The sequence below is a fragment of the Pontiella sulfatireligans genome (assembly GCF_900890705.1).
Lineage (GTDB): Bacteria > Verrucomicrobiota > Kiritimatiellia > Kiritimatiellales > Pontiellaceae > Pontiella > Pontiella sulfatireligans.
The window spans coordinates 58564-73403 of record NZ_CAAHFH010000002.1; the positions used below are offsets into that span (position 1 = coordinate 58564).

Here is a 14840-nt window from a genome sequence, read left to right on the forward strand (position 1 = left end):
AGAACGATTATTGCGCCGGAGCCCTGCTCAAGCGGAAGTGCTTCGAGGTGCCGTGCTGCGCCCGGATGGTTATCACCGTTTGCCCGTTGACCGGTTTGACGGAGACCGCTTCATCGGCGGCATCCAAAGTCCAAGAGCCTTCAAAGACGATGTCGAACGCACGGGGCTGGCTGAAATAACGCTTGTGGTTGTGCTCTCTCGAAAAGGCAGGCTGGTGCAGATCCGGGAGGGCGGCGCTGACGGCATAGCCGTCGGCCTCGTCTTTCAGGATCAGCAGGCTCGGCTCGGACACGGAGTGCAGGGCGGCATGCGGGATCATATCCTGCGCTTCGTAGCAAATATAGGTGTCGGCGCCGTTGCGCACATCGCGTACGGCGTGCAGCGTGCTCTTGCTGGAAATCACCCTGTAGAACAGTTCCGGGTTCTTTTGCACGCGATCGGCCTTTTCAAGGAAGTCGTCTTTGCCAACCGATGGAAAAACGATGTATTTATAGCGATCGTCCGATGGAGCGACGCCGTGATCGATGCATGCTGCGAGGAAATTGCCGCGCGTTTCCGGCTCGCGCCGGCGGTTAACCTTGCCGTTTTTCATGCCGCGCAGCGGCTTGCGCACCTCGTCGAACGTGCATTCATCACCACGGCTGATTTGCTCTTTCATGGAAACAATGATTTGCGCGTTATCACCCGGCACGAGATAGCCCGTCTTACGGCCATCAAACAGGGCAAAGGAACCTGTCAGCTGTTCCCGGCACGGAAAGGCCGCTTTTTCACCGTTGATTAGCACCGCGATTTCGGAAGGATCAATGCCCCGTTGCGTGAGGACAGTATAGACCGGCGCTGTCGGATGCTTGCCTGAAATACCCGTACCCAAACACAGGATCATATCGTCCATGAAGAAGGTGGACTTGCGGGCGGTGAGTTTTTCCTTGGTGAAGATTTCTTCGTAACCTGGGTCGATATTGGTGAGCATGGCATCGTCCAGATCAAATCCGTGGGCTCCGTTGCGGTGCTCGGCATCGTGGACGCCGTTGGCGAAGCGCGTTGAACCGACCACCATCCAGATTGGAATGGGCGACTCCAGCTCCTCCAGCGGAAGATAGGTGACAGTGGTTCCGGGATTGAGATTCCAGTCGTAGCCTTCGTAGGCCAACGCCGGATCATTTTTATAGAGAATATCGAGCGTGCCGTACGACTGATAGCGCCCGAAGCGGTTGAAGTTATAGATTTCGCTGCCCCACGTATAGATGCTGAATCCCCGCACACCGGCCAGCCAGTCGCCGCGGCGATGCAGGCTGAGAGCGGAATAAGGAAGCGTCCAATTGCCGGAAACCGCTCCGTCGGCCGTGTGATATTCGTGCAACGCTTTTAATTCGGCATCGATGGGCGGCAAATCGACGAAGGTCTTTGTGTAGTCGGATTCAATGAACTTCAAATGACTGCCGCTCAACGGATGGCGGCCGCACAGGCTGCGCGGATAGCGGTCGCCCTGCTGATAAAGCATAATGGTTTTCACGGCGCGCTGGAGCCCTGCATGCCCTTCCGGATCGAGCGGGAAACCGGCCAACGTCAAATTGTTGGCCACCTTGACGGCGTTATCGATCGCGCCGCCGGTGTAGGCCGGATAATGCCCCCAGTGGTGCCAGGCCGTGCCGTCATTGCGGAAACCGCCACGCTTGGTGTCATCGGCATAGGTGCGGGAGAGCCATTGGGCGAACAGCTTAACATGCCGGGCACTGTCGCGCTCGTCCGGACGCATCATGGTGGCCAGATAGTGCGAATATAAAACCGTATTGAAGAGGTCGAGATCCGGATCGGTATGCATTTCATCATTAACGACGTGGGCGACGGTAAACCAGTTCAGGCTGTCGGAGACAGCCGGCAGCAGTCCCGCTTCCGCCAGTTCTTTCTTCATCATGAAAAAGGCGGGTGCAATCTTCCGATTGTTGTAACCCAGATGATGCAAGGCGCCCATGTTGCTGCCGGCAGCCCAACCGGACTGCAGGTAGGCACGTGTTGCCATCATAAATTTTTGTTTCAACGCTTCCCGCTGAGCGGCATCGGTACTCTGATGGAAGGACTGAGCCAGAGAATACAGTACGTTCTGATAGGAACTCAGCTGAATGATCCGGCCCTGTTCCTTCCCCTCTTCAAAAAGGTTTTGTGGAAGCCCCTGTCCCGCCAAGGCGATGTAAGGCCCTTGCAGATAGGTTTTTCCTTCATGCTGAACTTCCTTAACGCCCGTTTTTTCAAACGCCTTTAATGCCGACTCGAACTTTTTCGCGGAAAGGCCCTGGCCCTCGAACGGGGCGACCGTCTTGCGCAGCTCCATTTCATATAATCTGGAAAAAGCCGCGAGGTCGCCGGCTGAAACCGGAATCTGTTTGATCCGCAAATCAGTCTTTGCGGGCAACGTTTTCTGATTCGCCCATTGTGTGACATGTGCGGAACCGTTGAAGAAGCAACGGACGTAGGGCGCCTGGTAATCGGCCGAAGGGTGGCGCGCGTCGATAACGGAGGTATAGACATCGTCGATAAAGAAGCGGCCGCCGTTTTCGGGATGATCTTCCGGAACCAAAAACCGGAGCTGATTAAACTCGGTATAGTCACCCATTTGCGGGGCGTCGCCCTGCATTTGCGAAAGCGGAATGTGCGCGGTTCGCCAACCGGTGTAGTCGAGATAGAACGGGCAGGAAAGCGTGAAGCCGCTTTCGTTGCCCAGCGAAAGGGTCAAGTGTCCGGCGCTCGGTGTTTCGTTGTAGATCCAGAGCACGAGACACTGGTTCTTAGCAAAGGGGGAGAGTTTTGTTTTCAGAGAGTAGTAGTTGAGCAGCGGCAGGTCGAGGCTGGCGCCGGCCTTCCAATCCCACTGGAGGCTTTGACGGCCCAGCATCGAAAGCGTATCGCTTTGGCGAAAGGTCGATTGTGTGGCGCGGACGGAATCGATGTTGGCCTGCGTTTCGAAACTGAGGATTTCGGCATCCGGCTCCTTAATCGTTCCCTGAGCCGCGCCGGCCTGGATCTGCAATGCAGATGCGGCAAAAAGGGTGAACATTAATGCGGTTCGACACATGATGGACTGGTGGTTCATGCGTGTCCTCCGCTCAATACCAACCGAGCATATTCATTGATTAAGTGGTAGTTGGTGGCGGAAAGCGGAGGCGCCATGGAGAGTTCGGGGTCGGCGAGATCTTCTGAATTGCAATTGTAGCGGCCGCAGAAGACCGTCCATTCCGTACCGTCGCCCCACCCCGCGCCGAGCGCCGTGAGCTGCGTGACCGGAACAAACATGCGCGCATTCCAACCGTTGGGCGTTTGCTCGACCGAAACGTCCAACCCGTGGAATTCATGCTGCGTCAGCCCTTCCTCCGGCGTCAACTCCGTTGGCCAGCTGGGGAAAAAGAGGGTCGATTTGTTGCCGAAGGGAGTTGCATACATCTCCCACTTGTAGGGTTCGTTGAGCGGTTTCACAAACAACTCGAAAAGATCGCCGGATTCATAATGCAGTTGTTCATCGGTCCGGTTTTTCTGAATCAAACAGGAATCCTCCAACTCCGCCAAAACAAATAAGCCGGACTCGTCCCATGCAAAGCGGACGCTTGCGCCCTCCAGCGGTTCCCCCTCGCGATCCGTGCTGTAGGAAAACGCATAGGCGGGCCCAAAACCGGGATGGCGGGCGGCTTCAAACCCCAGACTCCCATAGGAGGCATTGCTCATATTCGGTAGCTTCATCTTCTATTCCTTTGTATCCTGCACCAGCCAGAGTTCGATCAGGCTTAAGGAACGGCCGTCCTCCAAATCCTCGAAAAGCGGATCCTTCACCTCATAATTCGGCATTCCGGTTACATGCATCACAGTGTTGCTGAAACAAACCGCTTTCACAATACATCGAGAGTACAATATTAAACCATTATTTTGTTCTTCATGGATTTTAGTGGCAACGAAGGTATGAAACACGGAGTGAGGCTGGCGCGAAGCGACGGCAGCGAAGCGGCAACCAACGAATATTCTGAAGAAGTGGGCTGCCGCAGATACGGGAATATTTTGCACCAATCAATGCGATCCCTATGCTTTGGCATTTCTGGAGAAAACAGCACCTATTCCTGCCCGCTTGATCCGTTGCTTTTCATACATTCGTTGCTGATTAATTTCCATCGTGCGCGACGGAGGCTCTTGAAATCGTCTGTATCATCATAAAAATATACGTAGAACCCATTCCGCTGACGGCAGCGCGGAGAATCTCCCACTGTTTTCTTTTAAATGCGCATCGGAACTCTAAAATGCGCGTCATGAACAATCATCCAGCAATCGCCCCCGAAGACCTTGAAAAATATTCCGCCGCCATCTCCCTCTCGGATATGGAAATCTTTGTATTTCCGGAGCTGCTCTACAGCTTAGTGCTGGCCAACATCATGTCGCCGCGCATCTGGGAATGGAAGAACCACGATTGGTTCCGCAAACTCGACACCATGAAGCCGTACAAGAAGATCCAACGGCTCAAGCAGTTCATCATCGACCACTATGAGTTCAACCTCGACCTCGACACCTGGGGACTGACCACCAAGGAATCGGAGATAGCGCGCTTCGCCCCCTTCATGGACGAAAAGACCATCGGCCAAAGCAACGCCCTGTTTGGCTACGAGGGCGACAAACACTATTTCTCGCTCGATATCCGCAAGCACTTCGGCCTCGATAAATACACCTCCAACATCATCCCCTTCTGGAAAACCGAAACCCTGGAGGCCATGGATGCCTTCAAATACAAGGACGACTACCGCATCGGCGCCGGCGAATGCGTCTCGCTCTCCACGCTCTATGCCGCCGCGCTGTTCATCATTTGCGACATTCCGCTGGAAGACATTTTCCTCATCGCCACCCCGCTCCACTCGCAGAACTTCATCAACGTCAACGACGGCGTGCTCACGAACAACCGCCGGCTCGTGACCAAGAACATGTGGTTCAACGGCACCGATCTCACCGCGCGGGCCCAGCGGGCCCTGCGCAACGAGCAGGTCACGATCGTCGCCAACAACACCGGCTACATCCACGCCGTCTACCCCGAGGCCACCATCGCCCCCGAAAGCTTTGAGCTGTTTCGCCAAAAGCTCGACGCCTTCACCACCACCGATATCACCTTCGAGATGATCGCCAACTTCCTGCGCGACCGCTCCGAATTCCAAAAATGTTTCCAGATCCAATACGTCCGGCACGGCAAAGAGCAATACCTCCCCATCGAGCGCGCCTACGGCTACGAACACGGATCGCCCTACAAGGTGTCCGACAACGCCACACGCGACAAGCTGCTCGACCAGATCGACGAATACGACTTCTACACCGATCCCATCGAAGGCCGCATTCAGCTCAACAAGCTTTCCGACTATCTCAAGAACAACCCGATCTCCCATTTCGACGAAGAGAGCATGCGCGGGCTCGCCAAGAAAATCGACTGTACCGGCGACATGGACCGCAAAATGTCCGTCATCGAAGGGCTGGTGGACTTCATCCACCTCGACCCCGAACTTCCTGACATCAAGAGCAAGCAATTCAACGGCCCCGGTCCGATTGAAATCAAGCCCGGCATGCCGCGCGGCGAAATCATCCAATATCTCGAAACCCTGCGTACGAGCCACCGCATCGCGGACCTCGCCTTCTATGCCAGCCGCGATCTAGCCGCCACCCATTGGAGCCCCTTCCTCAAAGCCGCCCTCGAGCGCAACCCTGTCGTCATCGAAGCCACCAAACAACTCTCCGATGATGAGTTGATCCAAACGATGCAAAACATGCCCAATGAATCGATCTACAACGGAACCCGCGTCGCGCAGCCCGACGAAGTCTGGAACTTCCAGCGAGGCGACGGCCTAGAGTGCGCCATCGCTCTGGCCAATGCCTGGAAAAGCCGGCATCCCGAAACCGGGATCGAACTGTCCGCCTCTCCGAATGAAGCCATTCTAAAGTTTGGAGAAAAAGAACTCCGCTTTGAGTCCAGCAAAGGGCTGAACAAAACCCTGTCGCTTTAGCGCCCTCTCCGAAGACAAAAAAAGGCCAGCCGCAACGGCTGGCCTTTATCGAGTTGCTAAACTACACATTAAGCACGGGCAATCTGTCCGGCCTGCACCTTCAGCAAACGGCCCACCAGATCATCATAGCTTCCGGCGGCGAGCAGGATTTCATTATTAGACAGAACAATTTCAGCGCGGTCGTCAAACTTCACTGAAGTTCTAATGCGGGCGCCGGTCATTTCAACCAGACGGCGGTTTTCCGGACGAACGGCATCGCCGGTATCTTTGTTATAATCGCTTATCGGAATTGCATACACTTCTATAAACATGAGTTTCTCCTCCTTGGGTTACCGGGCATTTCGCCCGTTTTTCTTCGGTTTCAAATCAGAAACTTGAATCAAAGGCGGCTCTTATATCTCCCGTATTCCCCTCTGTCCACCCTAATACGGGACTGTTTTAGCACTCCATTCGCCACCGTTTCTCCTCAAACCAACCTGCGCCAACAGCGATTTTGTACGAATATTCAAAAAGGGGGTTGCCATTCCGTTTTGAATACCCGATATTCTCGCGCTTTCCACCACATGGTATTTTCCGAATATGGAAACATCCAAACCTTGGAAACGGGGCGTAGCGCAGTCTGGTAGCGCGGTTGCTTTGGGAGCAATAGGTCGGGAGTTCGAATCTCTCCGCCCCGACCATTTTTTTCTTTTCCCTTTATAGTCGGTCATAGCACGACCATGAATCGTGGGCATAGTTAACAGAACAGTTCTATTCGATTGAATTACTCCACGGAGTTGAAGGATACGAATCCTCTTTAAACCGGAGGAATAGAACGCCACGACAAACTGCATGGTCCGGCCTTCGCACATTTTACGTTGCATAGATACGCGAAGGCCATGACCGACCTATTTAGCGCCCTTCCCATATACGAGAAAGTCACGGACACTTCGGTTTTGATCTTTTCAAGATCGCCTGTCGGGGTGGGTTTTTAGCGCAGGAGAGGCTCGATTGGGCCAGGCCAAGCTGGTTCTCGCTGCTTTTGGGCACACCTTGTCTTTTGAGGGGCGGGCTTGGATCAAGATGAGACAGGCTATGCCGCCATGGCAGGTTCGGCGTCGAGTTCGGCGCGCTTCTGCGCGGCCATCGTGGCGAGCTTCCAAAGGTTGTGGCCGAGGATGCACCATACCAATAAAAACCACGAAGACATCGACATCAGAGGAAAAGAGGAGGGAAACCTCAGTTTTCGAGTCTCCGTGAAAGATTGAACAAGCGCGGGAGCCTGCACTTTATTCACATCGGCTCAAACCTCAGAAGCCGAGTTGTTTTTTATCGAGTTGCTTCTGCCCTGTGGCCTTTTCGGGGGCGACCTGCATGATGATGTCGCGCATTTCCTGAACGCGGTTCGGATACTTCGCAGCGAGATCATGCTCTTCGGTTGGATCTTCGGACAGATGGAAAAGCAGGCCGGGTTCGGCCACATTGGTTTTTTTCCAGCCGCTCCCTTCTTCCCAGGTCATGATGCCCAAGCGCTCGGTCACACTGCCCGGAGGAATATATTTCCAGTTCCCTTTGCGAACCGCAATCTGGGTCAGCGCCTCCTGAATGACATATTCGCGGCCATCCAGAGAGTCGCCCAGCAGCGTTGGCAGAAGGTTTTCGCCGTCCTGCCCGGCATTTTCCGGAACCGGTTTTCCGATCAGGGCGGCCACGGACGCATATAGATCCACCTGACTGACGATGGCATCGGAGATGCCCGGCTTGGATTTTCCCGGCCAGGTGACGATGAACGGAACGCGGGTTCCGCCTTCCCACCGGCTGTATTTTCCGCCGCGCCAGGGACCGGACGCGTCGTGCGTGCCCTGACGCTCGATCGCCGCTTCCCAGTAGCCGTCAAAAAGGACGGGGCCGTTGTCGGACGTAATCACGATGAGGGTGTTTTCATACTGCCCGGTTTCCTTGAGCGTCTGAACCAGACGGCCGACACACCAGTCGAACACCGCCAGCGCATCGCCGCGCGGACCGAGGCTGGTTGAACCCTGGAAACGCGGATGCACCACACGCGGGACATGGTTTTCGTTCGGGGCAAAGTAGAGGAAAAATGGTTTGGGGTTTGAAGTTTGGGGTTTGGAGTTCTCAATGATGAAATTGACCGCTTTGTTGAGATAGGTATCGGCCATGTCTTCATCTTTGAAGCGAGCGCTGTTCCCTCCGCTCATCCAGCCGATGCGGCTGACACCGTTGACAATGGTTTTACCATGCTGTTCGTCGGCCTGCAGTTTCAGCAGATGCGGATGGGAAATTCCCGTAGGATCGTTTCCAACCAGCTCCTGATAATTAACCTGAATGGGATCAGAGGCGTCCAGATTCACAACACGCCCGTTTTTGATGTAAACCGATGGCACGCGGTCGGCGGTGGCGGCCATGTGGAAGGAATATTCAAAACCGACTTCTTTCGGGCCGGGCTTAATCTGCCCGTTCCAGTCGAGTGGCTCGCTCGCCGAACCAAGGCCGAGATGCCACTTGCCGGAGAGTGCGGTCTTGTATCCGTTGTCGCGCAGGAACGCGGCGATGGTCGGACGGGCCGGATCAATGATCAGCGGCGCATTGCCCGGCAGAATTTGGGCCCCTTTGTTGCGGAAGGCATATTCACCGGTCAGCAGGGAATAACGCGAGGGTGTGCAGGTGGCAGCCGTACAATAACCGCCGGTAAAGCGGACACCCTCTTCGGCCAGCGTATCGATGTTAGCCGTATCCACCTCGCCGCCGTAGCAACTGAAGTCGCCATAGCCGATATCATCGCCGTAGATAAAAATGATGTTGGGTTGTTCAGCCGCAGACGCGACGAAGGCCAGGGCGGCGAAAGCGCCGATCAATAGTTTACACTTCATGGAAAGTCTCCTTTGTTTTTAACGGACAGAAAAACGATAGATGGTTGTGGTTTTGTATTCTTCGCCGGGGCGCAAAATGGTGTTCGGAAAGATCGGCTGGTTAGGACTGTCGGGAAAGTGCTGCGTTTCGAGGCACAGCGCACTGCGACGTTGATAGGGTCGTCCCGATTTGCCCGTGAGCCCGCCATTGAGAAAGTTAGCTGTGTAGAGCTGAATGCCCGGCTGATCGGTAACGACCTGCATGAGGCGGCCACTGGACGGATCATACAGCTCCGCAGCGATGGTTGATCCATCGTTCAGCACAAAATTATGGTCATATCCGCTACCGTAGGAAAGTTGCTCATGCCCCTCGCCGATATCACGCCCCACCGCTTTGGCCGCACGGAAGTCAAACGGTGTTCCAGCCACTGGAAGTTTTATCCCGGTCGGCACCGAGGTTTTATCGATTTCCAAAATGGATTTGGCCACAATCATTAATTCATGATCCAGCACCGTCTGCGCCCCCTCGCCTGCCAGGTTGAAATAGGAGTGGTTGGATAGGTTCACGGGCGTTGCTTTATCGGTGGTGGCGCGATAGTCGATTTTCAGGTCGTTGTTATCGGATAGCGTATAGGTTACCGAAACATCCAGATTACCGGGATAGCCCTCTTCGCCATCCGGCGAACGCCGGCTGAAGCGCATGCCGTTCTTCAGCGATTCCGCCGCCCACTCGACCTTGTCGAACCCGATCATGCCGCCGTGGTTGTGGTTGGGACCATTATTAACAGCAAGCTGATAGTCGACCCCATCCAAAGAAAAATGTCCCTTGTCAATTCGACCGGCATTACGCCCCAGCACACAGCCGAAATACGGTTTTTTGAAAGCGGTTTTATACGACTCTATTTCGTCATAACCCAGCACAACATCGGAAAAATTCCCGTCGCGGTCCGGCACCTTGATGGAGGTGATGCGGGCGCCATAGGTGGCCAATCGCACTTCCATCCCGTTTCGGTTTTTCAACGTGTACTGGCCATCGGAGCTGGGCTCCGAAACGGTTGCCGACGAACATCCTGCCAGTAACCCCGCTAAAATTAACAATCCTATTTTTCCAACCATTGGAAACCTTCCTTTATTCATGGTTGCTTCTTGCCTCGAAGCGAGCCGACTTTCCCCGTGGTGTAATCGAAGACCTTGCCTTCGTATTTATATCGATCGAACACATCGCCCTGCCCCAGCATGCGTGGATCGCCCTGGACGGTCAACTCGGACTCCATCTGCTCGCGCAACTGTTTCTTGAGCGTGGCATATTCGGGATTGCCGGCCAGATTGTTAATACAGTCGGGATCTTTTACGATCTGGTAGAGCTCTTCTTCCGGGCGCAGACCAAAGCTCATTTCATAGTAGCGGTACTCTTCTTCGCCGGGTTTCAGATTAGTCAAATAACTTTTCGTCGGCGAACCGTCGCAGTTGCGCAGGCCGAACTCCGGATTGCCCACCGGCCAGCGCTCGGGCTTGATATTGTGTGCGTAGAGAAACTCCTTCGTGCGGATGGCGCGTACGGGATAGGCCAGATCAGTACCGTCCTCGTTCGACCGCCCGGTATCGTGCCGTTCCTTGCCGAGCAGCACATGGTCGCGTGCGGGATCGACCTGACCCGACTTCGGCGAGCACAGCACATCGAGGAAGCTGGAGCCAGTCATCTGTTCATGCGGCTTGAGGCCGGCGGCCTCCATGAAGGTTGGAGCGACATCGGGGAAGCTGACAAAGTCATCGACCACGCGGCCGGGTTGGATGACGCCCTTCCAATAGGCCACCATCGGAACATGAAATCCTTCTTCGTAGATCTGCCCCTTTACGCGCGGGAACGGCATGCCGTGATCGGAGGTCACCACAATCAGGGTATTGTCCATCAGCCCTTTTTCTTCCAATGCCTGGATGGCGCGGCCAATATGCGTGTCGTACCATTCGACCTCGAGGGCATAGTCGAGCAGATCACCGCGAATGGTATCGTTGTCGGGATAAAATTCAGGCACCTCGGCATCCGCCAGGTTGCGACCGGCTTTTTTCCACGAATCCTTTTCATAGGCACGGTGCGGTTCCTTGGTGCCCAGCCAAAAGCAGAATGGCGTCCCATCCTTCTTCTCTTCCAAAAAGGCCTCGAAGTTGGCGGCGTAGTCAATGTTACTCATTCCCTTGTACGGTGCTTTCAGCTTGATTTTGCCATACATCGGCCCCGCCGGATTGTGCTCCGTGTCGTACGTGCCCGGTCCCCAGCCCTTGCCGGTCAAACCGACGTGATAGCCCGCCTCCATCAGCAGATGTGGGTAAAACCTGAACTCGGGAGGGAAATGCGGCCAGTGGTTGGCTGCCTCCTTCAGTTGCCAGCTGTATTTACCCGTCACCAAACACGCACGGGCCGGCGCACACTTCGGGTTGCAGTTGTAGGCGTTGTTGAAAACCACGCCCTCCCGCGCCAGCCGATCGACGGCAGGCGTTTTGATATACGTGCAGCCGTAGGCCCCGAAACTTTTCATCGACGCGTCGTCCGCGATGCAGAACAGGATATTCGGCCGCTCAATTTTGGAGGCCCATCCAGTTGCGACAAGCAACCCTGCGCCAAATACCATTCCCAATGCAGTTCTTCTATTCATGGATAGGACAACTATAGGCTTTCAATCATGCTGTTGCACAGCTCATCGAATGAAAGATTTCCCTCGTAGGGAAGCACTAATGAGTGGTGGGCCTCCAATGTCTGGACGCCGCCGTTTCCAAAGGCCGGAAGATCATATGCCTTTGCTTCGTCGCTCCAGTTGAACATACCGAAGAAGATTTCTTCGCCGCGGCGACCCAGCAACAGCTCGTAGCCATCGGTCTTATCCTTGCCATGCTGCCAGAAATCGAGCGGAACGGTTTCGTCCATGGCCGGTGAATCGAACACCTCTTTCACCAACGCCTTTCGCTCGGGGCGCAAGGTCATGAGGTTGTCGCTTGCAAGGCGGCAGTTTCCATAGAGCTTGTTGTAATTGGCCCACATCTGCGCCTCGTTCATCGACATGCTGCCCCCAAACTTGTGTTTGGCTTTGAATACCTTGTCATCTTCATCGGCGGCCTCGCGGAAGACCAGATAGTCGCAGTCGCCATTGTAGACTTTGCCTGCGAGGTAGAAGTTGCCGGTATTGGCCTGGCAGCGTTCCGGAAAAGCTTCATAACGCGGATGGACATCGCCACCGGTACGCATACCGTCGACAAAGCCGATGCAGGGACCGAAGACGGCGGAGCATCCGAGGAAATAGTTTTCCTGCCCGATCGCATCACGAATCGTCTGCATGCCCAGTCGGAAACGCTCCACACCGGTTAGTGACGGATCATGTGCCACCACTTTTTTGACGTTGAGTTCCTCCTTAAAATCGGTTTCCAAGCCATAACGCATAAAGTCGACCTTGAAATAGCGGACGCCCCACTCTTCCTTCATCGTGCGGACACATTCGGCAATGTGGGCGCGCGCACCCGGATGCGAATAGTCGAAGAAGGTATAGTTCATTTCGCGATCGGGCAGTTTCTTGGTGTGTACAATCATTTTGCCATCCTGGTCATGCAGGAAATATTCAGGATGGGTCTTGCAGACTTTGGAAGCGGCATCGCCGCGGAACCCGTCAAAGTGCAGGCCCGGAATTTTCCCGTCGGCAACGATGCGGTCGACGATGGCCTTGATCCCGCCGGGCAAACCGTCACGCACACTGGTGTAGTCGCCGCGCTCGGTCCACCAGCCGCCGTCGATCTGAATCAGGTTGCACTCTGGATCAAGCTTGTTCAGTTCGTCCATGTTTCCAAAGATATCCTCCTTGGAAAAAATCCGGCCGTAGTAGTCCCACGTCGCCCAGCCCTTGAATTCAACATCCTTCAGTTTCCTGATGCCGTTTTCCTGTGCAATGGCTTCACCAAACGTATCGAGCAGTGCAAGCCAGTTTACAGAACGGTTCAGAACAATCTGCTCATATTGAATGCTCTCGCCCGGTTTGAGTTGCTTGCCCTCGCCGTCCGAACGAACCACGAACGCGTTGTCCTCCAGCGTGAATACCGGCAGGAAGATGCGCCAGCTCAGCGAACCCGCAAAAACATATTGATCCGCCGCCAGCTGAACCATCGTATACATAAAGCTCTCGCTCTTTTTCTGAGGCTCGCCCACCTTGTGGCGCAGCATCGGCCGCCGGCCCATGCAGCTGCTGCCGTAAACCAGATCCATGTCGTCTGCAATCGGAGCGGCCACCGGAATACGAACCTCGATGCTTTCAATGGTAAGCGTTTCGCTGCCTTTGTTCGAGAGCATGATTTCCAGACGTTGGAAACCGTCCTTTCCCTTCTTCAGTTTCTGCGATGCCTCTACGGGGTGGTCGGCCGCTACATCGACCGTGATACCGTTCCATTCTGACGGCGCCCTTGCTCCGGCAAACACATTCGCCCCGATAATCAGTCCGAGTACAATTTGTTTCATTTTTTATCCTTGTCTATTTCGTGTGCCATCGCCGCCTGCGAGAACTTGCGCTTGATGGGGAAATTGAAATCCGGTTCAGGTGATGCTGTGCGAGCACTTTTGATGAGTGTATCCAGCTTGGCCACCATCTCCGGATACTGCTCGGCCACATTGGTCGTCTCCTTCGGGTCTGCGGAGAGATTGTAGAGTTCCAATGCTGAATCGGGATCAGAGGCTACGTCGTAGCGAACGGCTTTCCACATGCCCTGCCGAATCGCGACGCGGCCCTTCTTTTCGTGGAACTCCCAGTAGAGATAGTCGTGTTCCTCTTGTCCGTCTTTACCCAGCAATGTAGGCAGGAATGAAACGCCGTCGACATTTTCAGGAACCGGTTGACGGGTCAACTCGGCCATGGTCGGAAGCACATCCCAGAAGGCGGAAAGCTGGGCCGTTTCGGTTCCGAACGCAATTTTGCCCGGCCACGCAGCGATCATGGGTACATGCACACCGCCTTCATATAGATCGCGTTTGAACCCGCGCTGCGAACCATTGGAATTGAAATAGGCGGGATCGTGTCCGCCCTCCTCGTGCGGACCATTATCGGAACTGAATAGAATCAGTGTATTTTCAGCAAGGCCCAGCTCTTCAAGTTTTGCAACCAGCTCGCCGATGTCGTCGTCCATGACATTCACCATAGCGGCAAAGGCGGCGTGTCCTTCCGGTTGCGAACCATAGGCGAACTTGCGGAAGTTAGGACCGCCGTCGGTTCCTTCATAGGAACTTTCGGGCAGAAACTTTCCACGATATTTCGCGATGTATTCCTCCGGCGCAAACATTTCAGCATGCGGCTGAACGAGCGCATAATAAATAAAGAACGGCTGATCCTTATTCGCCTCCACAAAGGCCAGCGTCTGCTCCTGAATCTTATCCGGCGCATATTCGCCCCGCTCCATACCAAAGTTGCCCCACTGAATTTCGCGACCGCGATCATCCGACAGGAAGTAGGGATAATAATGATGCGCCTGTCGCTGGCAGTTATAGCCATAGAAACGGTCAAATCCCATCTCCAACGGCTCACTGTGCGTGCCCGGCGCGCCCAATCCCCACTTACCGAAAATCCCGGTAGCATAGCCGGAATTCTTAAACAGATGCGCCATCGTAAACGTACCCTCCGGCATCGGTTTCTGCCCCTCCGGCATCACCAAGGCATTCCCCCGCACCGGCGCATGCCCCGTATGCTGCCCCGTCATCAACGTACAACGAGACGGCGCGCAGACTGTGCTGCCGGAATAGTGTTGGGTAAATTTCATACCCTTCGCCGCCAGCGCATCGATATTCGGCGTCTGGAAATGGGTCTGCCCGTAGCAGCTCAAATCGCCATAGCCGAGGTCGTCCGCCAGAATATAGATTACGTTGGGTTTAGTGGCTGCATGGCAAAGGTGCAACGTACCGACAGCCGCCAGTATTATAAGTTTTTTCATCTCATCCTCGGTTTTCGTAATATAA

Annotated in this window: 9 protein-coding genes and 1 tRNA gene; 2 read left to right on the plus strand and 8 right to left on the minus strand. The window is 54.8% G+C overall.

Annotation, left to right across the window (positions count from 1 at the left end; all coding sequences use genetic code 11):
- Positions 1-7 precede the first annotated feature (7 nt).
- On the minus strand, positions 8-3088 hold the full coding sequence (locus tag SCARR_RS13470; RefSeq protein WP_136062210.1) for a chondroitinase family polysaccharide lyase: 3081 nt from the start codon (positions 3086-3088) through the stop codon (positions 8-10).
- A complete protein-coding gene (locus tag SCARR_RS13475) occupies positions 3085-3729 on the minus strand; it encodes a hypothetical protein (protein WP_136062211.1) in 645 nt (214 codons plus the stop codon). The genes SCARR_RS13470 and SCARR_RS13475 overlap by 4 nt, the downstream gene beginning before the upstream one ends.
- Positions 3730-4277: 548 nt before the next feature.
- Between SCARR_RS13475 and SCARR_RS13480 the strand changes: the two genes are divergently transcribed.
- Entirely contained in the window at positions 4278-6014 is a 1737-nt protein-coding gene (locus tag SCARR_RS13480; RefSeq protein WP_136062212.1) for a hypothetical protein, read from the plus strand.
- A 68-nt stretch (positions 6015-6082) separates the two neighbouring features.
- On the opposite strand, the gene SCARR_RS13485 is transcribed toward SCARR_RS13480, so the two are convergent.
- Entirely contained in the window at positions 6083-6325 is a 243-nt protein-coding gene (locus SCARR_RS13485) for a hypothetical protein (protein ID WP_136062213.1), read from the minus strand.
- A 292-nt stretch (positions 6326-6617) separates the two neighbouring features.
- On the opposite strand from SCARR_RS13485, the gene SCARR_RS13490 reads away from it, so the two are divergent.
- A tRNA-Pro gene (locus SCARR_RS13490) sits at positions 6618-6694 on the plus strand.
- Between the two features lie 609 nt (positions 6695-7303).
- On the opposite strand, the gene SCARR_RS13495 is transcribed toward SCARR_RS13490, so the two are convergent.
- Genes SCARR_RS13495 through SCARR_RS13515 form a run of 5 tightly spaced genes read right to left on the minus strand, consistent with a single transcriptional unit; the run spans position 7304 to position 14815 of the window.
- A complete protein-coding gene (locus tag SCARR_RS13495) occupies positions 7304-8884 on the minus strand; it encodes a sulfatase family protein (protein WP_136062214.1) in 1581 nt (526 codons plus the stop codon).
- 18 nt (positions 8885-8902) lie between these two features.
- On the minus strand, positions 8903-9979 hold the full coding sequence (locus SCARR_RS13500) for an aldose epimerase family protein (protein ID WP_222846308.1): 1077 nt from the start codon (positions 9977-9979) through the stop codon (positions 8903-8905).
- A gap of 17 nt (positions 9980-9996) precedes the next feature.
- Positions 9997-11514, minus strand: coding sequence for a sulfatase family protein (locus SCARR_RS13505; RefSeq protein ID WP_136062216.1), 1518 nt, complete (start codon positions 11512-11514; stop codon positions 9997-9999).
- Between the two features lie 11 nt (positions 11515-11525).
- Positions 11526-13355, minus strand: coding sequence for a glycoside hydrolase family 36 protein (locus SCARR_RS13510; RefSeq protein WP_136062217.1), 1830 nt, complete (start codon positions 13353-13355; stop codon positions 11526-11528).
- Positions 13352-14815, minus strand: coding sequence for an arylsulfatase (locus SCARR_RS13515; RefSeq protein ID WP_136062218.1), 1464 nt, complete (start codon positions 14813-14815; stop codon positions 13352-13354). The genes SCARR_RS13510 and SCARR_RS13515 overlap by 4 nt, the downstream gene beginning before the upstream one ends.
- Positions 14816-14840: the final 25 nt, after the last annotated feature.